18 protein-coding genes are annotated in these 22,897 nt (G+C 67.3%); 13 read left to right on the top strand and 5 right to left on the bottom strand.

Going from position 1 to position 22,897, the window contains the following annotated elements:
* Positions 1–113: 113 nt before the first annotated feature.
* The 3 genes from E6J58_13340 to E6J58_13330 all read left to right on the top strand — a co-directional run bounded on the left by E6J58_13340 (position 114) and on the right by E6J58_13330 (position 3,403).
* The gene (locus E6J58_13340) at positions 114–1,142 is read left to right on the top strand and encodes a HAMP domain-containing histidine kinase (protein ID TMB36700.1); all 1,029 of its coding nucleotides are present in this window, start codon (positions 114–116) and stop codon (positions 1,140–1,142) included.
* Positions 1,143–1,149: 7 nt separating this feature from the next.
* A complete protein-coding gene (locus tag E6J58_13335; GenBank protein TMB36699.1) occupies positions 1,150–2,514 on the top strand; it encodes a sigma-54-dependent Fis family transcriptional regulator in 1,365 nt (454 codons plus the stop codon).
* A gap of 178 nt (positions 2,515–2,692) precedes the next feature.
* Positions 2,693–3,403: a Crp/Fnr family transcriptional regulator gene (locus E6J58_13330; GenBank protein TMB36698.1), complete on the top strand. Its 711-nt coding sequence runs from the start codon at positions 2,693–2,695 to the stop codon at positions 3,401–3,403.
* Between the two features lie 349 nt (positions 3,404–3,752).
* On the opposite strand, the gene rpmE is transcribed toward E6J58_13330, so the two are convergent.
* Positions 3,753–4,061: a 50S ribosomal protein L31 gene (rpmE, locus tag E6J58_13325; GenBank protein ID TMB36697.1), complete on the bottom strand. Its 309-nt coding sequence runs from the start codon at positions 4,059–4,061 to the stop codon at positions 3,753–3,755.
* A 96-nt stretch (positions 4,062–4,157) separates the two neighbouring features.
* On the opposite strand from rpmE, the gene E6J58_13320 reads away from it, so the two are divergent.
* From E6J58_13320 to E6J58_13310, 3 genes are read left to right on the top strand one after another with little or no spacing between them, the layout of a single operon-like run.
* Positions 4,158–4,931, top strand: a complete 774-nt coding sequence (locus E6J58_13320; protein TMB36696.1) for a glycosyltransferase family 2 protein — start codon at positions 4,158–4,160, stop codon at positions 4,929–4,931.
* Positions 4,928–5,344 carry a hypothetical protein gene (locus tag E6J58_13315; protein TMB36695.1) on the top strand — a complete coding sequence of 139 codons (417 nt, stop codon included), beginning with the start codon at positions 4,928–4,930 and terminating at the stop codon, positions 5,342–5,344. The genes E6J58_13320 and E6J58_13315 overlap by 4 nt, the downstream gene beginning before the upstream one ends.
* The gene (locus E6J58_13310; protein TMB36694.1) at positions 5,341–6,666 is read left to right on the top strand and encodes a hypothetical protein; all 1,326 of its coding nucleotides are present in this window, start codon (positions 5,341–5,343) and stop codon (positions 6,664–6,666) included. Before E6J58_13315 ends, E6J58_13310 begins: the two co-directional genes overlap by 4 nt.
* On the opposite strand, the gene E6J58_13305 is transcribed toward E6J58_13310, so the two are convergent.
* Entirely contained in the window at positions 6,593–7,786 is a 1,194-nt protein-coding gene (locus E6J58_13305) for a hypothetical protein (protein ID TMB36693.1), read from the bottom strand. The genes E6J58_13310 and E6J58_13305 overlap by 74 nt on opposite strands.
* Positions 7,787–7,815: 29 nt before the next feature.
* Here E6J58_13305 and E6J58_13300 point away from each other — a divergent pair, with 29 nt between their 5' ends.
* Together E6J58_13300 and E6J58_13295 are read left to right on the top strand one after the other, a co-directional pair.
* Entirely contained in the window at positions 7,816–8,937 is a 1,122-nt protein-coding gene (locus tag E6J58_13300; GenBank protein TMB36692.1) for a YjgP/YjgQ family permease, read from the top strand.
* Positions 8,934–9,635, top strand: coding sequence for a polysaccharide deacetylase family protein (locus E6J58_13295; protein ID TMB36691.1), 702 nt, complete (start codon positions 8,934–8,936; stop codon positions 9,633–9,635). Before E6J58_13300 ends, E6J58_13295 begins: the two co-directional genes overlap by 4 nt.
* On the opposite strand, the gene E6J58_13290 is transcribed toward E6J58_13295, so the two are convergent.
* Together E6J58_13290 and rho are read right to left on the bottom strand one after the other, a co-directional pair.
* Complete coding sequence (locus E6J58_13290) at positions 9,607–10,929, bottom strand: hypothetical protein (GenBank protein ID TMB36690.1); 1,323 nt, start codon at positions 10,927–10,929, stop codon at positions 9,607–9,609. The two genes, E6J58_13295 and E6J58_13290, sit on opposite strands and share 29 nt — an antisense overlap.
* Positions 10,929–12,173 carry a transcription termination factor Rho gene (rho, locus tag E6J58_13285; protein TMB36689.1) on the bottom strand — a complete coding sequence of 415 codons (1,245 nt, stop codon included), beginning with the start codon at positions 12,171–12,173 and terminating at the stop codon, positions 10,929–10,931. The genes E6J58_13290 and rho overlap by 1 nt, the downstream gene beginning before the upstream one ends.
* A gap of 117 nt (positions 12,174–12,290) precedes the next feature.
* Between rho and ligA the strand changes: the two genes are divergently transcribed.
* The 5 genes from ligA to E6J58_13260 all read left to right on the top strand — a co-directional run bounded on the left by ligA (position 12,291) and on the right by E6J58_13260 (position 21,783).
* Positions 12,291–14,282: an NAD-dependent DNA ligase LigA gene (gene ligA / locus E6J58_13280; GenBank protein ID TMB36688.1), complete on the top strand. Its 1,992-nt coding sequence runs from the start codon at positions 12,291–12,293 to the stop codon at positions 14,280–14,282.
* The gene (locus E6J58_13275; GenBank protein ID TMB36687.1) at positions 14,279–14,551 is read left to right on the top strand and encodes an acylphosphatase; all 273 of its coding nucleotides are present in this window, start codon (positions 14,279–14,281) and stop codon (positions 14,549–14,551) included. Before ligA ends, E6J58_13275 begins: the two co-directional genes overlap by 4 nt.
* Before the next feature lie 92 nt (positions 14,552–14,643).
* Complete coding sequence (locus tag E6J58_13270; protein TMB36686.1) at positions 14,644–16,863, top strand: hypothetical protein; 2,220 nt, start codon at positions 14,644–14,646, stop codon at positions 16,861–16,863.
* A gap of 12 nt (positions 16,864–16,875) precedes the next feature.
* Entirely contained in the window at positions 16,876–18,480 is a 1,605-nt protein-coding gene (locus E6J58_13265; GenBank protein TMB36685.1) for a peptidoglycan-binding protein, read from the top strand.
* Between the two features lie 6 nt (positions 18,481–18,486).
* Complete coding sequence (locus tag E6J58_13260; protein ID TMB36684.1) at positions 18,487–21,783, top strand: hypothetical protein; 3,297 nt, start codon at positions 18,487–18,489, stop codon at positions 21,781–21,783.
* An 11-nt stretch (positions 21,784–21,794) separates the two neighbouring features.
* Here the strand turns inward: E6J58_13260 and E6J58_13255 are convergent, their stop codons facing one another.
* Positions 21,795–22,829, bottom strand: a complete 1,035-nt coding sequence (locus E6J58_13255) for a TPM domain-containing protein (GenBank protein ID TMB36683.1) — start codon at positions 22,827–22,829, stop codon at positions 21,795–21,797.
* Positions 22,830–22,897: the final 68 nt, after the last annotated feature.

Raw genomic sequence — 22,897 nt, 5'->3', positions numbered from 1 at the left:
GAACGTCGGACAGCGTACTTCCGAACGGTCGCCCGGCACATCGGTCGGAGATCGGACGCTCGAGCGCACAAGTGGCGGCGGCGGCGCAGGGGCGGATAATCAAGACCGTGCGTATGAGGAAGCTCGAACAGATCTGCGAGGAACTGACGCGTACCGTCGGGGCTGCGGCGGACTCCTGCGTCGTCGCCTGGGATGAGAGCGCTTCGCCTCGCATCGTCTTCGCCACCGGGCACACCAAAGAAGTCCTGTCCGCGAAAGCGGGCGACCTCGTCGGCCAGCCCGCGGGGTCGCTGTTCTCCGGCGGCGAGCGCGCGGCGAAGGACCTCGCCTTGCTGTGCACGAACGTTCCGGCGGCGGAGCAGCGGCCGATGCTCCGCGGCGGCCAGCCCTTTGCCGCACAGCTCCTGCTTCGCGGCGTCAACGGCGGCGCGGTGGCGCTGATCCGCGATCTCACCGCCAGCCACGTGCAGGCGGATGCAGCGCTCCGCGCCGAGGACCTGGCGCGGTTCGCCTCCCTGGTCGCGCACGAGATCCGCAATCCGCTGAGCGCGGTGAAAATTGCCCTGCAGACGCTGGAGCGGCACGGCACATTGGCGCAGAACGATCTGCGCCGGACGTCCATCGCGCTGCGGGAAGTGCTGAACATCGAGCTGCTCCTCAACGAAGTGCTCGAGTACGCGAGGCCGCCCTCGCTGTCCCTGGTTCCCGCCGATCCGCGCCCCGCGGTGGAGGAGGCCGTCGCCGGCGTCGAAGCGGAGTGGTCTTCGCGGGGCGTGACGTTTTCCCGGAAGCTTCCCGACCGCATGGGACCCAAGGCGCTCGACCCTGTCCGCGTGCGGACGGCGGTGAAGATCCTCTGCCGCCAGGCGGCCGTCGCCACCGAGGAGACCGGAGGGGGCGCCGTGGAGATCGCTGCGCGGGAAATCGGCGAAGGATGGGAGCTTTCCGTCTGCGATCCCGGGCGCACCCTTTCTCCGGAAGTCCGCGAGAAGGCCTTCGTGGCGTTCACGCCGCAGCGGGCGCGCGGCAGCGGACTTGGGCTCGCCGTGGTGGCGCGAATCGCCCGCGAGCACCGCGGCGACGTCCGCATCGATGAGCGCCCTGGCGGCGGAAATGTTATTTCTGTGACTTTCTCCGCCTGACCGCCCAATGGACCGCATCCTGATCGTCGACGACGACCGGTCGATCCGGGAGCTCCTCTCCATGCACCTCGAGGAGCGCGGGTTCGGCGTGATGTCGGCCTCCACCGGCGCCGAGGGCTTCCGCCTGGCGTCGGAATCGACGCCGTCGGCCATCGTGCTCGACATGCGCTTGCCGGATGCGTCCGGCATCGATCTCATCCCTGAGCTGAAGAAGCGCGCCGCCGAAGCGCCGGTGTTGATGATCACCGCCCATCACGACATGGCGACGACCATCCTCGCCATGAAGGCCGGGGCCTTCGACTACATCCACAAACCCATCGACATCCAGGCCTTCGACGTCGCTCTCGACCGGGCCCTGGAGGTCCGTCGCCTGTCGAGGGGCACCGACTATCTCTCGGTCGAAGGTGGCCGGTCGTTCGACATGGACGACATCGTCGGGACCTCTCCGCCGATGCAGCAGCTCTTCAAGGACGTGGGCCGGGTGGCGAACTCCCGCGCGACCGTGCTGATCCAGGGAGAGAGCGGCACCGGCAAGGAGCTGATCGCCCGCGTCATCCATAGCTACTCCGCGCCGCAGAAGCCGTTCATCGGGATCAACTGCTCCGCCATCGTCGACACGCTGCTCGAGTCCGAGCTGTTCGGCCACGAGAAGGGCGCGTTCACCGGAGCGGTACAGGCCAAGCCGGGCAAGTTCGAGCTGGCAGAGGACGGCAGCATCTTCCTCGACGAGATCGGAGAGCTTTCGCAGAACCTGCAGGCCAAGCTGCTTCGCGTCCTGCAGGAGCGCGAGGTGGAGAGGGTGGGCGGCGTGCGGCGCATCGCGATCCGAGCCCGCATCCTCGCCGCCACGAATCGCGACCTTGGCGGCGAAGTGCGCGCGGGGCGGTTCCGCGAGGACCTCTATCAGCGGCTGAAAGTGGTCACGCTCCGGCTGCCGTCGCTCCGCGAGCGGTTGGAGGACGTTCCTCTGCTGGTCGAGCACCTGTTGGTCAAGATCAACCAGCGGCTGCACAAGAACCTGCGGCGGGTGCCGAGGGAAGTGATCGAGAAGCTGCAGCGGCGCCCCTGGCCCGGGAACGTGCGGGAGCTGGAGAACGTGCTCACCCGCGCCGCCGTCCTCTCCCAAGGCGACATGCTGCTCGAGGAGCACCTGGTCGATCCCGGGATCACGGCGCGGCAGGACGGTCCCGTGCTTCCGCCCGCGGTCAACGACCGGATCGCAACGCTCGACGAGGTGGAACGCGACCACATCGTGCGCGTCTGGGCGCTGACGAAGGGTCACAAGGGGAAGACGTGTCAGATGCTGGGCATCTCCCGGCCGACGTTGGAACGAAAGCTCAAGAAGTACGCGATCGCGGGCGGCGTCGATTGAACGAAACGTTCAGTCAATTCTACGTTCCGGCGTGAACGATCCGTTCAAGCGCCCCCTCGATCGGAGTGTGAACTAGCGTTCACTAGATTGATTTCACGTCATTTTCGACACTGTACACCGGTTGGCATGGCTGGTGCTCCGACAGCCAGGCGACACCCCTCTCGCCCGGAGCCACAGCATGCGCCCCCTCACGACGGATCCCCGCTATCAACCGCAGTTCCAGCCTCTCGCCTCCCCCAGCCTGCCGCCGGCCGACGTGGTCGACTTTCGCGGGTACTTCAAGGTGGAGACGTTCGGGCACGGGGCGGTGATCTATCGACCGGGGTTGCCTGCCGACAAGGTCTACCTGTTGCGCTCCGGACGGGTCCGCCTGTTGCGGCAGGGCAAGGGAAAGAGCCGCTCCGTCCTCTCCATCCTGAAACCGGGAGATCTCTTCGGCGAAGTGCTTCGCCCGGAGGGCTCGTTGATGGAGGAGCTGGCCGTCTCCTCCGGCAAGTGCGAGGTCTGGAGCATCGAGGGCCGCGACTTCCGCGCGCTGCTCGAGGCGCGTCCGGCGCTCGCGGTCGACGTCATCCGCGCGCTCAACGAGCGCGTCCGTCAGCTCCGCCAGCGCGTGCTCGGCCTGACGCGTAAGGACGTACCCGCCCGCCTCGCCGAGATGCTGATCGCGCTGGCGCAGGCGCACGGCGAGCGCATCGCTCCCGGAAACGAGCTTTGCCTGCATGGGATCACGCAGCAGGACCTGGCGGACCTGGTGGGCGCGTCGCGTTCCTTCGTCTCGACGCTGATCAACAAGATGAAGCGGGACGGCCTGCTCGCGAACCAGGGTCGGCTCCTGGTGCTCCGCGACGAGGAGGGCTTGAATCGTGTAGCTGCCCGCGAGAAGTGATCGGGCGGGCGGTGGCGGCCGCCGTCGGTCGAGATTCCCCCCCTCGCCCGCGCCGACCGCCGCCGCCGTTTTCTCTCCGGGGTTCCCGAACTCCCCCCTCGGGCCCCGTGAAAGGAGAAGGGCCGCAGGGTTCCCCGCCCAGCGGCCCTTCGTTTTTTCGAGGCGACTAAGAGCACATCTCATTACCCCGGACCGAGCCAGGCAGCCGAGACGCAAGCCGCGCAAGGAGAGACGACGACGGCGTGGACGACCACGCCTAGGAGGAACGACGCAGCCCGGCGCCGCGGATCGGCTGAGCGTTGCGGATGCAAACGCGTCCGCGGCGAAGGGAGGGGTTATGAGATGCGCTCTAAGCCTTGGCGGCTTCCTTCTTGGCCTTCTTGGGCTTGGCGGCGGCTTCCTTCTTCGCGGCGGCGGCTTCCTTCTTTGCCGCGGCCTTCTTCTTCGGAGGCGTGGCCGGAGCGTTGGCGTACTTCTTCTTGAAGCGGTCGATGCGCCCCTGCGTGTCGATCAGCTTCTGCTTCCCGGTGAAGAACGGGTGGCAATTGCTGCAGATGTCGAGGTGCAGGTCGCCGTGCGTCGACCGCGTCTCCCAGGTCGCGCCGCACGCGCAGTGCACCTTGGCGGTCGGGTAGGCAGGGTGGATGTTCTCGCGCATGTGCTCTCTCGAAAAGGGTGCGAGTGAATAGCGGATCGATCGGGCGAAATCAACCCGTTGACACCGCCCCGCCCTCCGGACGAGCGTACCGCTGCCGTGAAGCTGTCGATCGTCATTCCCGTCTACAACGAGGAAGGTCACGTCCTCGACGTCCTCCGCCGCGTCGCCGCCGTGCCGGTCGACAAGGAGCTGGTGATCGTCAACGACGCCAGCCGCGACGGGACCAGGCACCTCCTGGACGAGGTCGAGCGGGATCCCCGCACCGTTCTCGCCGGGGCGCGCGGCCGCACCGACATCAGGATCTTCCACCAGCCGGTGAACCGCGGAAAGGGCGCCGCGTTGCACCGCGGCTTCGCCGAGGCGAGCGGCGACGTGGTGGTGGTCCAGGACGCCGATCTCGAATACGACCCGATGGAGCTGCCGGGGCTGATCGAACCCATCCGGCAGGGCGAGGCAGACGTGGTGTACGGGTCGCGCTTCCTGCGCGGCCGGACGGGATTTCCCTTCTGGCACACGCTCGCCAACCGGCTGCTCACCGCCGCGAGCAACCTCGTGACCGGGTTCCGGCTCACGGACATGGAGACCTGCTACAAGGTCATCCGCGCCGACGTGATCAAGAAACTTCCCCTGCGCGAGGAGCGATTCGGGTTCGAGCCGGAGGTGACCGCGCTTCTCGCCCATCACAGGCGGCGCGCTGCGCTCCGCCTCGTCGAACGGCCCATCTCCTACCGGCCGCGGTCGGTGAAAGAGGGGAAGAAGATCGGCCTCAAGGACGCCTTCCGCGCCGTGTACTGCATCTTGCGATACGGCCTCGTCGCTCCTTCCGAGCGCAAGGCCGCCCTTCGCGAGCGCGCGTCCGCGGAGCCGTGACGCGCGAACGGATCACCGCCGTCGTGGCGGTCCTGGCGGTGGTGGGCCTGCTGCGGTCGGCATGGTTCCACTTCGTCTCCGAGCCGCTCCATGACGTCCGCCGCGAGCGCATCGACGCGCGCTACGCTCCCGTCAAGGCGCTCCTGCCGCCCACCGGGGAAGTGGGCTACGTCTGCGACCTGCCCATGCTCCCCTGGCCGGCGGGGTTCGACGATTCGCCGGTCGGGAACGGCATGTTCGAGCGGGCGCAGTACGCGCTCGCGCCCCTGATCCTGAGATACGACGACGATCGGGCGCCTTTCATCGTCGCGAACCTGGCGGATCCGGCGAACCTGCCGGAGCTGCTTCGCCGCAAGCGGCTGGTCCTCGTCGCCGAACCGCGGCCAGGCACGGCGGTGTTGCGGCCGCCATGATCCTCTTGGCGCTGCTTGCGATCGCGCTCCCGGGAGCGGGGCTCGTCGCGTGGGGATTTCCCGAACGCGCGGCGACGAGCGCCGATCGGGCCTTGCGGATCTCCATCGGGGCGGCCCTGGGCCTCGGAACCTGGTCCGCCGCGTATGCCGCCGCCCGCATGACTGGCGTCTCGTTCGCGGCCAAGGACGTGTTTCTCGTCGCCGTCGGGGCGGCGCTGCTCTTCGCCTCGCGGGGACGGCCCCGAGCGACCGAGGCGCCCGGTGAACCTGCTCCGCCCTGGCTGTGGGCGCTCTTCCTCGCCGCGTGCGCCATCTCCATCGGCGCGTTCATCGAGCACGACTGGCGCTTCCCCGACGGCGGATGGGACGCCTGGATGATCTGGAACCTGCGGGCGCGCTTCCTGGTGCGCGACCCCGACCTGCGGGCTGCGTTCTCGCCCAATCTCCTCCTCGGGGCGCACGCGGATTATCCCTGGCTCATCCCCGGCGCAGTGGCCCAGGGATTCTCGCTGGCGGGGACCGAGACGAAGATCGTTCCGCTGGGCATCGCCGTGGCTTTCGGGGTCGCCGCTGTTTCCGTGATTTCCCTCACGGTGACGAGGCTCCATGGCGCGCGCTGGGGGCTTCTCGCGGCCTTGGCCATCCTCACGGTGCCGGCTTTTCCCATCTTCGTTTCCAACCAGCAGTCCGACATTCCACTCGGCGTCTACCTGGGCTGTGCAAGCGCTCTGATCGTGCTCGCCTGCGCGCGCGCCGAGCGGCCGCCGCCGCGCATGCTGCTGCTGGCTGGCTTCGCCGCCGGTCTCGGCGCCTGGACGAAGAACGAGGGAGCTCTGTACACCGCCTGCCTCGGATTCGGTGTTCTGGCGCGCACGCGGGATCCCCGCGGCACGCTCGCATTCATCGCCGGCGCCGTCCCCGCCGGCCTCCTCCTCCTCGGCTTCAAACTTTTCTACGCGCCTGCAAACGATCTGGCCAGGCTCTCCACTTCCGCCGGTCTGATCGCGCACGCGCTCGACCCGCTGCGTTGGGGAGAGCTCCTGTTGTACTCGCTCCGCCGCGTCGTCTTTTTCCAGGCGTTCGCGCTGTTCCTGGTGGCCGAGGTGATCGTGCTCGCCATCTGGGTACGGCGGCTTCCGGCGACGCCGCTCGGCACCGCGATGTTCCTGGCCGTCGCCGCTTTCGCGGCGGTCTATCTCCTGCAGCCGCATCCGCTGAAGTGGATTTTCCGCATGTCGGTAGATCGGCTCATCCTGCAGCTCTGGCCGGCGGCGGTTCTTGCGACGTTGCTGCCGCTAGCGAGAACCACAGCGCGTACATGACCTTGGTGTCGTAGAGCACGTCGTGGACCTGGGCGATGGTGAACCAGGCGGCCAGCGCCGCCAGCGCGCCCAGCGCGAACGGGCTCTTGCTCCGCAGCGCCATGCGGGCGGCGGCAATCAGCAGCCAGAAAAGCGCGGCGAGTCCCAGCGGACCCATTTCCGCGAGCGTGGACAGCTCGAGGTTGTGTGCCCAGGTCCGCATGAAGAATTGCGGATCGACACGGTCGTAATAGGGTCCGAGGACGAGCGGGTAGTTCGCGAATCCGACGCCGTGGAGCGGATGATCGCGGATGACGTCCAGGGCGCGCGACCAGATGAAGAGACGGTCCGGGTTCGCTGACGCGGAGAAGGCGGTCGAAAGGCGCCCGCGGACTGCCGGATGTAGCGCACCGAGGGCCGCGGCCGCGGCGAGCGCAACCGCCAGCCGACGACGCCCACCGCGGACGATGAGCACCGCCACGGCGACGACGACGCCGAGGTATGCGGCACGGTCGAACGTGACGGCCACCGCCGCGAGCCCCAGGGCACAGGTCGCCCCGAGCGCGATCCGAAATCCGGCCGGAACCGCTCCGCTGACGAGCGCGCCTGCGAGCGTCGCGAGCACGAGGGTCACGTTGTGTCCGAACGTCAGCCGCGAGGTGAAGAAGCCCATCGCGCCGTACCGGCCTTCCACTCCGGGGGCCTGCACCAGCGCCGGCGCGGACCGAAGGCCGAGCGCATGCACCAGGTCGAAGCCGGTCCGGTATTGCAGGAGACCGACGACCGAGGCGCAGAGAAGCCCCACGCTCAGGCAGACGAGCAATCGCCAAGGCGTTCGTGGAGGCGCGATGCGCAGGGCGTGTGCCACCACGATGAACCCGAGCACGGCCCTCCAGAGCGTGGCGGCCGCGAAGGCTGGCGGTCCGGAAGGAGCGAGCAGATCGGAGAGGATCGCAATGCCGACGAAGACCAGCGCCGGAACGTCGAGCGGCGTGCGCAGCGGGCGCGGTGGCGAAAGCAGCACTCCGGCGGCGGCGACCGCGAGGCCGATCTGCATACCGGCGATGGAGAGGGGAAGGAAGAACGCGTGTCCCGCGAGCCCGGCAAGCGCCAGCGCAGCGGCGGTTTTCGGACGATCCAAGGCTCGCTTACATACTACAGTGCGCGGCGATGCCGCTCTTGGACCGCCTCCTGCTCCGGGAGATCGCCATCCCTCTCGGCGTCGGGCTGCTCGCCATCCTCCAGCTGCTGGTCATCCTCCAGCTCCTGCAGCTCAACGAGGTGGTCTTCACCAGCGCCGTGACCGTCGAGGATCTGCTCCGCGTCACCGCCGCGCTCGCTCCGCACTTCCTCGTTGCCGCGGTTCCGCTCGCGTTCATGCTCGGCGTGCAGCTCGGTCTCGGCCGGCTGGCCGCCGATCAGGAAGTCCTCGCGCTGAGCGCGGCCGGAACGCACCCGCTGCGCCTCTACCGCGTGCCGCTCGCCATCGGCGGCGGGCTCGCCCTGGTCGTCGCCGCGCTCACGCATTGGGCGGAGCCCTGGGGGCTGCAACAGCTCAACCGGGTGCTCAACGACGTGATCAAGCGCAATCTGGAGTCCGGACTCGAGCCCGGCATCTTCAACGACGGTCTCCCGCGGTTCATGATCTACGTGACCAGCGAGGACCCTGCGCAAAACGGGCAATACGCGACGTGGCACGGGGTGCTGATCGAGGACGATGTCGGCGACGGCGCCCCGCTGCTGGCCCTCGCGGAGGTCGGCCGGATCGAGGATGCCGGAGGAGAGGCGCTGGCGCTGCGGTTGTCCCGCGGCGAGCTTCACCGGATCGAGCCCAACGGCGAGACGGTGGCCCGTTTCCAGGAGGGTCGCTTCCTCATCGGCGTGCAGGACTCGGTGGCGCACAAGAACCGGTTCGCTCGCAACGAGGCGGCGCTGAGCCGCCGGATGATCCGCGAGCGGCTCGTCGACCTCGACCGGCGCGGCGACTTGCGGCAGGCGGGGCGCCTGCGGGTGGAGCTCGTGCGCCGCTGGGCGCTTCCGTTCGTCTGCGTCGCGTTCGCGTTTCTCGGGGTTCCCCTCGCCGTCGCGACCCGAGGCGGCCGGGGGAGCGCGTACGTCGTGACCCTTGCGGTCTTCATCGCCTTCTATGCGCTCTCGCGCTTCGGCGTCGCGCTCGCGGAGAACGGTCTCAACCCCTGGGTCGCCGGGCTGATGCCCGATACCGTGGTGTTTGCGCTCGGGCTCGCGCAGACCCGGCAACTCGTCCATACGGGAGTCGGGAAGCGCCCATGAAGCGCCTCTGTCTGGTGCTGATGGTGCTCGGCTGCGCGCGCAGCCAGCCCGAGGTGCCCATCCTCAATTACCATTCGGCCGGCGGCGACGTCGCCGACGACTACAATGTCCCGGTGACGGCGTTCGAGCAGCAGCTCGACTGGCTCGCCAAGAAAGGGTTCCACACCGTCTCCCTGCACGACCTGATCGAGTCGCGCCGGACGCGGACGCCGCTTCCCGAGGGCGCGGTCATCCTGACGTTCGACGACGGCAGGTCCGATGCGCTGCAGGTCGTTCTGCCTTCTCTGCGAAAGCGGGGGATGCACGCGACGTTCTTCATCATCACGGGCCTCGTGGGACAACCCGGCTACCTGAGTTGGGACGGCGTGCGCGAGCTGGCAGCTGCGGGGATGGAGATCGGTTCGCATACCGCGACGCACCCGCGTCTGGCCGACCTTGCCGACGCGCGCGTGGACGACGAATTGCGGGCGTCCAGGCTCCGCCTGGAAGAGGAGCTCCGCCGACCCGTCGAGGCGCTTGCGTATCCATACAACTCCGTGCGGGGGCGGATCGCACGAGCAGCGCGGGCGACCGGATACCGCGTCGCCGTGGCGGGATCCAGACATGGAAGCGCAGATCTGTTCAGGCTGCGGCGGGTCCCGGTGAACGGCAGGACCTCGATGGAACAATTCATGGCCGGCGTGACTCTGGAGCGCTGAACGTCCGTTCGGCGAGCACCCATCCGCTACCCTCTGCGACCGCCCGCCACGCCGACGGTACCTCGATGCCGTGCCGCACGACCGCGACCGCCAGATCCGGTCGTGTCGCCAGGCTGGATTCCAGAAACGGAGACAGGTCGCGCTCCGCGGCGAGGATGGCCAGCGCGCCGAGATCGCGGTCGCCGGAAACGACCGCGATCGGTGTACCGGCAGGGATCTTCGCGAGGGGCCCGGCCAGCGCCGTCGAGAACGGGCACGGTGGGCGCAGGACCCTCGCTCCGAGTCCGGACACCGACACGACGCAAGCGACCGCCGCGAGCGTCGCCGTTGCCGCGGCGAGGATCTTTTCACGCACCCCTTCAATCAAGCTCGCTGCCGCGACTCCTGCGATGGCTCCGAGGAAAGGGAACGCAACGTAAGTGTGGTTGCCCCATTTGCGCTCGGGCAGGCAGAGCGCGGCGATCATCAGTGCGCAGGTCCAAAGCAGCGGGCGAAGGGCGACCTTGCGGCGCGCTTGCCAGACGGCGAGCGCGACGAAGGGAAACCCGGGCCAGAAACGCCCGCCGACGACCGCCAGCGGGAACCACCACGCGCCGGCTCCTGCTCCCCGCGCTCCCGTCGCCGAGGCGAAGAGCTGGCCGTGCAGATACCCGCTTCGCCACCCCCCGCCGGGATCGACGGCGAGAAAGAGCGCCAGCGGCAGGACCGCTGCCATCACGGCCAGCGCGCCCCGTCGGTCGCGCCATCGGGCGATCGCCACGCAAAGGAGCGGCAGCAGACCGAACGGCCCCTTGATCAACGTCGCCACCGCCGCCAACACTGCCGCCGCTCTCCAGCGATCCGCCAGCGCCGTTCCAACCGCCGCGGTCGCAAAGAGAAAGAGCGGCGCGTCCAGCAAGAGGCGACCTCCGTATTGCCAGATCGATTCGCAGGTCCCGAGCAGCATCATCGCGGCGGCCGCGGCCCAGGCCCCGCCGATCCGGCGCGCGATCGCTCCCGAGAGGGCGATCGCGCCGAGCGTCATCAGCGCGTAGAGCGGATCGATCGCCCCTTCGCCCGCGACGCGGATCGCCGCCGCCGCGGGCCAGAACCCGAACGGCAGGTGATCGCGAAAAACAGGCTCGTATCCGGGAAGGTATCGGAGGTTGAACCAGGAATGGTCGCGCACCAGGTTCCTGGCGATCACGGTGTGGATCTGCGCGTCGAAGTCGTCGACGTGCCCGCGCCACGGCGCCGCCAGCAGCGCGGCGCTGGCGATCAGCGCCGATGCCGAGGCGATGCGCTCCGGGCGCATCAGCGGCTCATCGAGTCGAGGAACTCCTTGTTCGTCTTCGTCCCGCGCATCTTCGAGAGCAGGAACTCCATGGAGTCGATGGTGTTCAAGGGATGCAGCAACTGGCGCAGGATCCACACCCGGTTGAGCTGCTTCTCGTCCATCAGCAGCTCCTCCTTGCGCGTTCCCGATCGGTTGATGTCGAGGCAGGGGAAGATGCGCTTCTCCATCAGCTTCCGATCGAGCACGATCTCACTGTTGCCGGTGCCCTTGAACTCCTCGAAGATCACCTCGTCCATGCGCGAGCCGGTGTCCACCAGCGCGGTTCCGATGATGGTGAGCGAGCCACCCTCCTCGGCGTTGCGGGCCGCGCCGAAGAACCGCTTCGGCTTGTGCAGCGCGTTGGAGTCCACGCCGCCGGAGAGGATCTTCCCGGAAGGCGGGACCGTCGCGTTGTAGGCGCGGGCGAGGCGGGTGATCGAGTCGAGCAGGATCACCACGTCGCGGCCGCCTTCCACCAGCCGCTTGGCCTGCTCGATGACCATCTCGGCGACCTGGACGTGGCGGGTGGCGGGCTCGTCGAACGTGCTCGACACCACCTGCCCACGCACGGTCCGGAGCATGTCCGTCACTTCCTCCGGCCGCTCGTCGATCAAGAGGACGATGAGGAACGCGTCGGGATGGTTGGCGGTGACTGCATGCGCGATGTCCTGCAGGAGCACGGTCTTGCCGGCCCGCGGCGGAGCGACGATCAGGCAGCGCTGCCCGAGGCCGATCGGATTGAGCAGGTCGATGATGCGCGTGCTCATGTCCGTGCTCTTGTGCTCCAGATTGATCCGCCGGGTCGGGTAGAGCGCGGTGACGTTGTCGAAGAGCAGGAGCTGCTTGCCCTCGACCGGTTCCAGGAAGTTGATGTGGTCGACCTTGAGCAGGGCGAAGTAGCGCTCGCTGTCCTTCGGCTGGCGGATCTGGCCCTTGATCATGTCGCCGGTGCGCAGGTTGAACCGGCGGATCTGCGAGGGCGAGACATAGATGTCGTCGGGCCCGGGCATGAACGAGAAGTCGGGGCTGCGGAGGAAGCCGAAGCCGTCGGGCAGGACCTCCAGCACGCCCTCGGCGTTGATCGGCGTGTCGCTCTTCTGTGCTTGCAGGATGTGGAAGATCAGCTCCTGCTTGCGCAGCGCGCCCGGGGCCTCGATGCTCAGCTCCTTCGCCAGCTTGGCGAGGGCCAGGATCTTCATTTCCTTCAGCTCGGACAGGTTCATCTGGGTCGGGAGCGCTGCTCGCCCGGCCGGGCGGCGCGCGCATGGGGAACTGACTGGAAGCGGCGCGCACTCTAGCGGCCCGTGGGGCGAGCGTCAATGCGTTATTCTCCGCGGGGCATGGAAAACCCCGCCGCGCGCGCGGAGGAGCTCCGGGGCCAGCTCCGCGACGCGAGCCACCGCTACTACGTCCTCGACGCTCCCACCCTCAGCGACGCCGAGTACGACCGCCTCTTCCGCGAGCTGGAGCAGCTCGAGGCGGACCACCCGGATCTGATCACGCCCGACTCGCCCACCCGGCGCGTCGGGGCGGCGCCGAGCGAAAAGTTCGCCAAGGTGACGCACCGGCGGCAGATGATGTCGCTGGCCAACGCGATGACCGAGGAGGAGTTCCTCGAGTTCGACGCCCGGGTGCACCGGCTGCTCGTCGGGGATCCGGTCCGCTACGTGGTGGAGCCGAAGCTGGACGGGCTGGCGGTGACGCTGACGTACGAGAAGGGCCGGTTCACCCAGGGAGCGACGCGCGGCGACGGCCTGACCGGGGAGGATGTCACCGCCAATCTCAAGACCATCAAGATGCTCCCCCTGCAGCTGGGGGGAAGGCCGCCCGCCCTGTTCGAGGTTCGCGGCGAGGTGTTCATCAACAAGCGCGACTTCGTCCGCATGAACGAGGAGCGGGAGAAAGCCGGCGAGCCGACGTTCGTCAACCCGCGCAATTGCGCCGCCGGATCGCTCAGGCAGCTAGATCCCCGCATCACCGCCCAGCGCCCTCTCAGCATCTTCTTCTACGAAGTGGGCGACACGCCGGGGGTGACGTTCGCGACGCACTGGGAGAAGCTGGCGCTGCTGCGCGAGCTGGGCCTGCGAACGAATCCGCACAACGAGCTCTGCGAGACGCTCGAGGGGGTGAAGGACAAGTACCGGCGGATGCTCGCGATGCGCCACGAGTTGCCGTACGAGATCGACGGCAGCGTCATCAAGGTCGACTCGGAGGACCAGCGGCGCCGCCTGGGAGCGGTCTCGCGCACGCCCCGCTGGGCCATCGCGTACAAGTTCCCCGCCGAGGAAGAAGCCACCACCATCGAGGACATCTTCGTCAGCGTGGGGCGGACGGGTGCGCTGACGCCGGTCGCCGCGTTGAAGCCCGTCCACGTGGGCGGGGTGACGGTCAGCCGCGCCACGCTGCACAACGAGGACGAGTTGCGCCGCAAGGACGTGCGCGTTGGAGATCGCGTGTTCCTGCGCCGGGCCGGCGACGTGATCCCCGAGATCGTCCGGGTGATCGTCGAGTCGCGCCCGCCGGACAGCCGCCCCTGGGAGATGCCGAAGCAGTGTCCTGCGTGCGGCACCGCCGTGGTCCGCGAGGAGGGCGAGGCGATCACCCGCTGTCCGAACCCCGTCTGCCCGGCGAAGACCGTCTCGCGCCTGCGCCATTTCGCCTCCCGGCTGGCGATGGACATCGAAGGGCTGGGGGTGGAGACCAGCACGCAGCTCACCGAGGCCGGGCTCGTGAAGACCCCGGCAGATCTCTACTCGCTGACCTACGAGCAGCTCGTCGGGCTGGATCGATTCGCCGATCTCTCGGCGCGGAACCTGCTCGCCGCCATCGAGGCGTCCAAGCGGCGCCCGCTGCGACATGTCATCTACGCGCTCGGCATCCGCATGGTCGGCGAGGCCACCGCCGTGGCGCTGGCGCGCCGCTTCGGCTCGCTCGAGGCGCTGATGGATGCGTCCGTCGAGGATCTGCAGTCCGTGCGCGACGTCGGGCCGGAAGTCGCGCGGCACATCCACGACTTTCTTGCGCTGCCCGACCAGCGCGAGGTGATTCGCCAGCTCCTCGGGGCGGGCGTGCGCCCGGAACCGGAGCAGGTGGTCGCCACCGCCGGGCCGTTCGCCGGCAAGACCGTGGTGCTCACCGGCACGCTGACGCAGTATTCTCGGGAGCAGGCGAAGGCGGAGATCGAGCGGCGCGGCGGCCGCGTCTCGGGATCGGTGAGTCGGAAGACCGATCTGGTGGTCGCCGGAGGAGACGCCGGCAGCAAGCTGAAGAGAGCGCAGGAGCTGGGCGTGCGCGTCGTCGACGAGAACGGTTTCCGGGAGCTGCTCGAGTGAACCGGGCGGATCTGCTGATCAGCGGCCGTGTGCAGGGCGTGTTCTACCGCGCCAGCGCGCAGGAGGAGGCGATGCGCCTCGGGCTGTGCGGAGAGATCCGCAATCTGCCCGACGGCCGCGTCGAGGCCATCGTGGAAGGACCCAAGGAGCGCATCGACGAGTTCATCGCCTGGTGCAAGCGCGGACCACCGTCGTCCGAGGTAGAGGACGTCGGGGTCCACTGGTCCCCTGCCCGTGGAGATTTCCGCACCTTCGTGATCACCCATTGAATTTCCGCTCGCTCGGCCGTCCCTCTTCCGGCCGGGCGTAGGAAAAGGTAAGGTGCGGTCACCGTAGGTGTGCGCTGCGAGGTTCCGCGCCGGTGGCCGATTTCAAGACGGACTTCGCCATACATCTGGACGGCAACAAGCTCCAGGGCGAGGAGGCCGGCGCGGTCCTCGGCATCCGGGTCTTCCAGACGCGATCGGGCGCCAGCGCCTTCGAGGTCGTCGTCTCCGACCCCGATCTGAAGTGGCAGGGAAAGCCGACCTTCACCGACTGCAAGGAAGTGAAGATCGAGCTCGGCGAAGCGGGAAAGCTCAAGCAGGTCTTCGACGGCGAGGTCACCGCCTGGCGGACGGAGCTCGAGCGCTCCGGGCCCACGGTGCTGGTGCTGCGCGGGCTCGACCGCTCGCACCGGATGATGCGCGCGAAGAAGACAAAGACCTACGCGAACGCATCGCCGATCGATTGCGCGAAGCAGATCGCCGCGGACTACGGCCTGACCCCGAAGACCCGCGCCGGCGCTCCGTCGCCGGTGAAGATGTTTCGCTTCCAGGCCAACCAGACGGACTTCGAGTTCCTGCGGCAGATGGCCGACCTCGAAGGGTACATGTTCTTCATCGAGGGGAGCGAGCTGCACTTCGAGCGGCCGCAGATCCCGAGCAACGACGACGCCGAGTTCACCTTCGGCGAGCAGGTGAAGACGTTCCTGCCGGTGGCGAACTTCCGCAAGCCTTCCGCTTCCGTCGAGGTGGGCGCGTGGGACGTCTCCGGCAAAGGCCAGCTGAACGGAACGGCGCAGACGGGCGACGAGCTGTGGGCGGTGCCCGGCGTGAAGCCGGGGGCCGAGCTCGCGAAGTTCACCTCCAGCAAGCCGGAGGTCTCGCTGGTCGAGTCGCAGGTGGGGACGCAGGAGCACGCCGATACGGTGGCCAAGGCCGCGCTGACGAAGCGCGCGATGCAGTTCATCACCGCCGAGGTGGAGGTTCAGGGAAACCCGGTGGTGAGGCCCGGCGCGCTGGTCAACATCAAGAAGGTCGGCGCCTATTCGGGGCACTACCTGGTGACGGAAGCGAACCACTTCTACGACGCGGCCGGGTACAACTGCATCTTCTACGTCGCGCGCGACAAGTGGGGGAACTCGTCGCAGCCGCCGCAGGCAGCGCAGCCGCAGCAGCAAGCCGCAGCGCAGCAGCAAGCGACGCCGGCGGTGATCAAGGACGGAATCCATCGCCGGCTGGTCGACGAGGAAACCGGCGACCCGCTCGCGAACGTGGACTACGAGATTACGCTTCACGGCGGCGAGACGCGCACCGGGAAGACGGACGCCAGCGGCTTCCTCGAGGAAAACGACGTTCCGGTGGGAAACTTCATCGTCCGGGTGCTCTTCGATGACGCCGAGGTCTTCGAACCGCCTCCGGTGACGCTGCGCTTGGACGACTCGGACGAGCGGCCGGCGCAGGCGGACGAGCCCTCTTCGCTCGAGGTCGCCGCGCGGGCGGTCGTTCACATCGGGGTCGTTTCCGTCGAGCCTGGGCGGGCGTTCCAGGGAGAGACAGTCAAGCTCAGCGCGGAGGTGATCGGCGCGGCGGACGGTACGGCGTTGATGTTCCGCATCTTCCCGCTCGAAGGAGGTGCGGCGGTCGCGGAGGTCGAAGCGCAGGTCGCGTCGGAGAGGGCAGAGGCGTCGTGGAAGTTGTCAGCGGTCGAGGCGACGGGAAAGCAGAACGGCTTCGATTATGCGGACCTCGACGTCGAGGCCGACTGTGCAGGCTTGGTGCGGCGCGCGGCGGAGGTGCCGGCGCTCCGCGCCTTCTGCGGTCCGGCGTGCTTCCTCAGCACGGTGATCCGGTCCGTCGGCGGGACGCCACTGATGAACCAGCTCGTCGAGGTGATCGATCCGGATACAGGGGAAACCGTGGGTCCGCCCGTCACCACCGATGCCGAAGGGCACATCGCGGTGAAGGTGCCGGAGAACAAGAAGTACGCCATCCGCATCCTCGACGACGATCCCGGCGACGACGCCCCACCGCCGGAGGCGCTGGATCCCTACGATGCCGCGCAGGACGACCCACCCCGGATCTTCATCCGGCTGCTCGACGGGAACGGCAAGCCGCTGGCGGGAGTCGACTACGAAGTGACCGGCAAGGGCGGCGTCTCGCACAAGGGGAAGACCGATGCGGACGGCGACGTCGAGATGGAAGGAGTGCCCGCCGGCGGCTACGAGCTGAAGGTCCAGGGGAAGAAGTTCCAGATTCCGACCATCGTCTCCTCGGTGCTGCGAGAGGATCCCACGCCGTACACGCTGATCGTGAAGTAGGGGGGCAGTCCAATGGGCTTCAGGGACTACAGCGAGTCGTTCAAGACACCTCTGCCGGCGTTTTCCAGGACGGAGGTCAGCCTCGACAAGTTGATCGCCGCCTGGGAGAAGCTGCGCGAGCTGGACATCGCCGGGTACCGGACCAGCCAGGGAAACGGGAACAGCGCCTTTTTGGTCAAGATTGCCTGCGCGGACGGCACGCTCGGGCCGAGCGCAGGAAACGGTGTCTCCTGCTCGCCGTTCACCGGCACCGCCCTGATGATGGCGCTGAGCGACGGCGGACCGCCCTACCAGCCGAAGCTCTCCGACGGCAGCGTCCTCACCAAGCTGTTCAATAGCTGCGTCAACGGCAACCTCAGCGCGAGCCACAAGGGCGTCAAGCAGTACGGCTTGAACCCGAAACGGGACAACGGCTGGGTACGCGCCTGCATCGCGTTCAACCTGGCGGAGGCCATCCACCCCGGCGAAATGCGCCGCGGTGACGCTGTCGGGATCGATTGGGATCCGAAAGGCGGCCACGCCGTCTACTGCTGGGACGTGCACACCGATCGCGACGGAAAGGTGGACGCGTTCCTCTACATTTCCTCGAACGGCAAGATCAACACCGACCCGCTCGGCGGCGCCGGATTCGGCGTCAGCATCGGCGGCTGCACGCAACATCTCAAGAAGGTGAAGGACGACGCGAAGACGGGCCAGCCCCGCTACGAGGTCCTGAAGACGCCCTGCTTCGAAGACGAAGAGGACAACGTCAGGCGGGGCGCGTGGGTGACCTGGCTTAGCGAGGCCGAGGCGAAGAAGATCGATCTCCAGGACGGCCGATGCCGGGTGCCGCCGAAGCAGAAGTACCCCTCCGCGAGGATCAAGGCCATCGAGGTCGCGCGCTTCCACGGAATGAACCGCCCGGAGCCCTACGCCATGGGCGCCGCCGCCGGCAAACCGCCGGTGCACATTCCGGAGGTGGAGACGACGGAGATCCCCGCGGGCGAAGAGGCCACTCCGGAAAAGGTGAAAGCGAAAGCCAAGCCGGTGGAGCAGAAGAAGGAGGAGCCAACGCTCTCGCAGCTGATGGTGGAGCAGCGCCTGAAGGCCCTCTACGTCCTCGGCATCATCGACAAGGACAATGGCGAGCCCGACGCGGTCAACGACTCGCAGAGCCAGGAGGCCGTGAAGGCCTTCCAGCAGAAGTACGGTCTGAAGGTCGACGGCATCGCCGGTCCGAAGACGAAGGCGAAGATGAGGGAGGTCTGGGTCGAGGTCTCCCGTTCACCGGAAGGCCAGCACTACCTGGCCACTGGAGAGAAGTCTGCACCGCCCGGGGAAGCCGCGAAGTTCCTGCTCGGGTTCTTCTGGCGCCACGGCAGCGCAAAGCCGGGCGAGAAGGTGAAGCTGCACGTCGTCGCCACCGGCTACGACGGGCAGAGCTTCCCGATCAAGGTGAAGGACTCGGTTTCCGGCAAGACCGCGGACCCCGGCGTCATCCTCAAGATTGATGACGGAAGCGGCGTCGCGGAGGTGGCCATCCCCGATACCGGATGGGGGTTCGGCTCGTCGGCGTCGATCTTCGCCACCGCCGATGGGCTTGGACAGTCGTTCGCGCCGCTGTACCTGCGAGCGTAGCCGGTCATGGCCTCCACGCAGACGCAGGGCGGCCCGAAGAAGGCGAAGGCCAGCTCCGGACAGGAGAAGACAGGCAAGACCAAGGCGGACGCGAAGCTTCCCGATCCCTTCTGGAAGAAGCTGGTCAAACACGGCTCGGACGCGCTCGGTGTCAGCCAGGAGATGCTCCAGAAGGACCTCGACGAAGAGCGCAAGAACATCAACGACCCGAAAGAGTTCAAGCCGTTCGTCCTCTACGTCGACGAGGCGTTCAAGCACCTCTACGCGGCCTTCAACTACAAGCCCGATCACAAGCCAGAGGAGCCGTTCGAGTTCGACTTCCATCCCTTCGAGCTGATCGAGGCGGTGGCGATCCTCGCCGAGGGCCTCTCGAAGAAGGACTTCAAGTTCATCGACGAGGTCTTCACGAAGCTGCAGCAGCGCTGCGACAAGCTCTTCGGCGTCGACGAAAAGGGCATGGACGCGGAGGAAAAGAAGAAGCGAATCAAGGCGTACACCACGCTCTTCATCTGCTTCCTCAAGCTGTGGGTCGTCGGCGACAAGGTCGTGCGCGCGTTCCACGATCCGGGCACCGATCCGGATCCGCCGAAGACCGACCCGGAAAAAAAGGCGGTCAAGGACGTCAGCGAGAAAATCGAGAAGGGAGAGGCGGCCAAGCTCGCCATCGAGTGGGTCGCGGACGTGGTCGAGGCGCTCACCACCTTGATGTGGAATCCCAAGGACCGGAAGAAGCTCGTCGAGTTGGGCGACGAGCTGAAGAAGGATCGGAAGAGTCTGGACCAGTCCAGGGACGATCTGGACAAGTCCTGGAAGCAGCTCGGGCTGCCGGCGAAGGTGAAGACTCCGTCCAACAAGCCGCCGGAACCGGGAGTGAAGGAAGCGCGAATCGGGGAATGGGTCGAGCGGTTGAAGGCGCTTGCCGAGCTCGTGAAGCAATCGCTCAACGTCTACGAAGCCTGGAACGCGATGCACCCCGAGGACATCCCGGGGACCTGGAAGGTCGAGACGTTCCCGGATGCGAACGTGAACTGGTCCCTGGAGATAGAACAGAATTCGAAGAATACTTTCGAGGGAACGCTGAAGGGCCACGGCAAGGCCCATCCGGAGGATCGCCGCGTCCGGCAGACCGACTGGTTCGACGAAGACAAGGCAACGGCGGAGATCTCGAGGCAGCCGCAAGGGACCACTCTCGCGTTCAAGTGGAAGCCCTCGGAGAAGAAACAGCGCCGGTTCTCCGCCGCGGGCGATTGGTTCTTTTACGGCACGGGCGAGATCGAGGACGAATTCGAGATCAAGGACGCCGGCACCGAGATCGACGGCGCTTCAGTGGCCATCGGGCAGAAGCCGGGTGCGAAAGCGGCGATCAAGCTCACCAGATCGCCGCAGGATCTGTCGCACGTCTTCCGCTTCGCCGTGGCCATCCTTCAGCTCGCGGGCGCGATCTGGGGCGTGCTGCCGGAGAAGTGGCGCAACAAGATCCTGAAGAAGGTGCTGGACGTTCTCGCGCCGAAGCTGGAGCCGATCATCGACGCCATCGAACGGCGGGTTCCCTCGCTTCTCCGCCAGGTCAAGCTGTTCATCGAGGGAGAGGGCGACGGCAATGCCCGCAAGTGGCTGATCAACCTCGAGATCAACGGGTGGCAGAAGAAGCTGACCCTCAGCGCGGGCTGGGAGATCGAGAAACTCCTGGCGGCGGCGCTGGACACTCTCAATTCCCAGCCGCAGAAATCGAAGGAAGAGCGATCCGCGCTCGTCCCGTGCAAGGGCAGCATCAAGGTGAAGGTGCGCCAGGCCTGCGAGTTGACCCTGTCGGTCGCTCCCTGGGACGGAGCGACGAAGGAGCCTACGGCGGGCAAGAACGTGGATCGGATCGTCGAGCTGTTCGGCGGGCTCGACACGCTTCAGTCCTGGAACTCGCTGACCAGGAAGAAGGGCGTGACGCTCGACGTGGCGATGCCACGCGTCCGGACGGGAAAATTGAGCTCCTCCGATTCGCTCGACGACGTCCTTCCGGCGGTCGAGTTGCCCATCACGTTCTACGTCGACGACCTGTTCGACCTCGGCCAGCAGGCCCCGCCGGTCGGCGGCGAGGTGCCCGTGAAGCTGACCCTGGTCGTGGGCCTGACGGCCGCGCAGGTCGCGTCGATGATCCCGCAGGTCCGGGCGGTACTGATCGCCTGGGACATCGGCTGGACCATCGGAAGCTTCATCAACGAGATCCCTGCGGTCCAGCAAGCGATGAACAGCTGGACGGACGCCGCGGCGCGCTGGCTGAACTACGAAGGCGTCGACGACCGCAGCGCCGACCTGGTCAAGATGGCGAGCGGCCTCGCCCAGCAGGGGAAGATCGCGGGCATCGAGGTTTCGGTCGTGGGCGCGAAGTCGTTGCTGTTCGCCGCCGACGAGTGGGCGGCGCAGCACGGGTTCCAGAAGATGTTCCGCGAGGGACGCCATCCGTCCTTCGATTCGGTGAACATCTACAAGGCCCGCATCGAGGCCGACGCGCAGAACTACGTGAAATCGAAGAAGGCGCCCAGCCACGCCTGGTGGACCCCGGGCCACGCGATGACGATGGCATGGCTCATGGGGAGCAGCGCCTTCACCCGCAAGGAAATCGACGACCAGCTCGACGCCGACTTCAACTCAGGCCACTTGCACGCGATGCAACGCGACCTCATCCGCTTCTATCTGCTGCCCTTCGACGAGAAGCAGTTCGATGGGGCATACAAGGACCTGGCCGACCGGTTCCAGTCGACCTACAAGGCGGCAGGAGACGACGCGCGCAAGCGCATCGCGGACGCGGAGAGCAAGAAGCAGGGCACGCCGGCCGATGCGTTGGTGATCAGGTCGTGGCTGGAAATGGTCGCGAGCAAGGATCACAAAGACCTGGTCGCCTGCATGATCTTCCAGCCCGCGAATCCCACGAAGAAGGACGCGATCAACGTCCTCGTGGGCCCGAAGGGATACCAGTGGGAGATCTGGCGGGCGCGCGAGATCGAGAGGATCCGCGTCGACTTCCTCGTCACCAGCCGGTACCTGACGCAGCAGCAGCTGCAGTTCGACGGACGGCGCGAGGGCGTCATCGCGAACTGCCGCTTCTATCACCTGAGCGGAGAGCTCTCGGCGTTTGCCGCAGAGCTTCTGCCGGAACGGCGGCCAGAACAGATCGCGGGCGCCCAACGGACCGGCGTCCGCTTCACCGTCCATGTCGCGGGAGGCGAACAGAGCGAGGCGCCACAGCAGCGAACGTGGTTCCTGGAGCTCGACGCGAGCGGCACCGTCCTCGGGGCGTTCGACGTCTGATCGGGAGCCGATCAGTACTGCCGATCCGCTCCCCCTCCGCCGGACTCGCCGCCGCCTCCTCCTTTCCAGCCTTCGGCGGTGGTCGCCGACGTCCGGTGGGTCGAGGCAGCCCGGCCCGAACCGGGCGCGAAGGAGAACTCCGTCCGATAGCCGCAAGCGCAACTCTTCTCGACCAGGAGCGAGCTCCAGAGGATCCGGCGGCGAAGCCAGCGACCGTCGCGCGGGCACTGGCTTTCCTGCAGCTCCAGGTAGAGCGCGACGTCGACGACGGCGAGCGCGATGGTGAGAAACAGCGCCCAGATCAACCAGTGCGCATTCGCCGCCACCAGGCCGACGAATCCCGGCAGGCACGTCAGCACCGACACCACCACCAGTACGTTTGCTTCCTTTCCCGGAATCCGCTTGCGTGCGTAGGCCAGTACGAATGCGAGGAACAGGGCAAAAATCGCGGCAACAGGCAGGAGCGCCAGGGCTATCGCGGTGCCGGGGGCGAGCCAGCTTTTGGCCCGTGCACTTCGCCCGCGGTCCTGCAGGGACCCTCCGGCGCCCGCTGCTTGCTCCACCGTCCGCGCCAGCGCCGAGGCGAGCGCGACGGCGGCCCCGCCGAACTCGCCCTTTCTGAGGTGCGGACCGGCGGCTTCGTCCATCAGCGCCCCGACCTTGCCGTCCGGAAGCGTGTCCTCCAGACCGTAACCGACCTCCACCTTGAGCCCGCGTTTTCCCGGAGGGCCGGTCACGAACAGGAGCAGCAAGCCGTCGGAGCCTTGTTTCGAGTGCCCAAGCTTCCATCGACGGAAGAGCTCGACCGCATACTCTGCGCGCGACAAATCGCCGAGATCCTCCGAACGGACGACGGCGACCGCGAGCTGCGCCAGCCCTTCGCGGTCGAGTTGGCTCGCGATCTGTCGGAGTGTCCCCTGCTCGCCTGCAGTCAGGACCTGCGCTGCATCGACGACGCAACCTGTCGAATCGGGATACTTCGGCGCGCCTCTTGCGGCAAAAAACGGCAGGCAGGCGAACGTCAGCGCGATGGCGGACCAGCGCATCGGCTGACAGTAGCAGACGAGGGCGGTCCTCGCTTGACGCGACCCGCACCGCCCCCTACACCCGACGA

It is taken from the genome of Deltaproteobacteria bacterium, assembly GCA_005879535.1.
In the GTDB taxonomy this organism is placed as follows: Bacteria; Myxococcota; Myxococcia; order Myxococcales; family 40CM-4-68-19; genus 40CM-4-68-19.
This window is presented reverse-complemented; position numbering and strand designations above follow the sequence as displayed.

Bases quoted from the DNA above. Each gene is read 5' to 3' on its own strand.
- E6J58_13340 (TMB36700.1), top strand. From the start codon at position 114: ATGAGGAAGCTCGAACAGATCTGCGAGGAACTGACGCGTACCGTCGGG.
- E6J58_13335 (TMB36699.1), top strand. From the start codon at position 1,150: ATGGACCGCATCCTGATCGTCGACGACGACCGGTCGATCCGGGAGCTC.
- E6J58_13330 (TMB36698.1), top strand. From the start codon at position 2,693: ATGCGCCCCCTCACGACGGATCCCCGCTATCAACCGCAGTTCCAGCCT.
- rpmE (TMB36697.1), bottom strand. From the start codon at position 4,061: ATGCGCGAGAACATCCACCCTGCCTACCCGACCGCCAAGGTGCACTGC.
- E6J58_13310 (TMB36694.1), top strand. From the start codon at position 5,341: ATGATCCTCTTGGCGCTGCTTGCGATCGCGCTCCCGGGAGCGGGGCTC.
- E6J58_13300 (TMB36692.1), top strand. From the start codon at position 7,816: ATGCCGCTCTTGGACCGCCTCCTGCTCCGGGAGATCGCCATCCCTCTC.
- E6J58_13295 (TMB36691.1), top strand. From the start codon at position 8,934: ATGAAGCGCCTCTGTCTGGTGCTGATGGTGCTCGGCTGCGCGCGCAGC.
- E6J58_13290 (TMB36690.1), bottom strand. From the start codon at position 10,929: ATGCGCCCGGAGCGCATCGCCTCGGCATCGGCGCTGATCGCCAGCGCC.
- rho (TMB36689.1), bottom strand. From the start codon at position 12,173: ATGAACCTGTCCGAGCTGAAGGAAATGAAGATCCTGGCCCTCGCCAAG.
- ligA (TMB36688.1), top strand. From the start codon at position 12,291: ATGGAAAACCCCGCCGCGCGCGCGGAGGAGCTCCGGGGCCAGCTCCGC.
- E6J58_13265 (TMB36685.1), top strand. From the start codon at position 16,876: ATGGGCTTCAGGGACTACAGCGAGTCGTTCAAGACACCTCTGCCGGCG.
- E6J58_13260 (TMB36684.1), top strand. From the start codon at position 18,487: ATGGCCTCCACGCAGACGCAGGGCGGCCCGAAGAAGGCGAAGGCCAGC.
- E6J58_13255 (TMB36683.1), bottom strand. From the start codon at position 22,829: ATGCGCTGGTCCGCCATCGCGCTGACGTTCGCCTGCCTGCCGTTTTTT.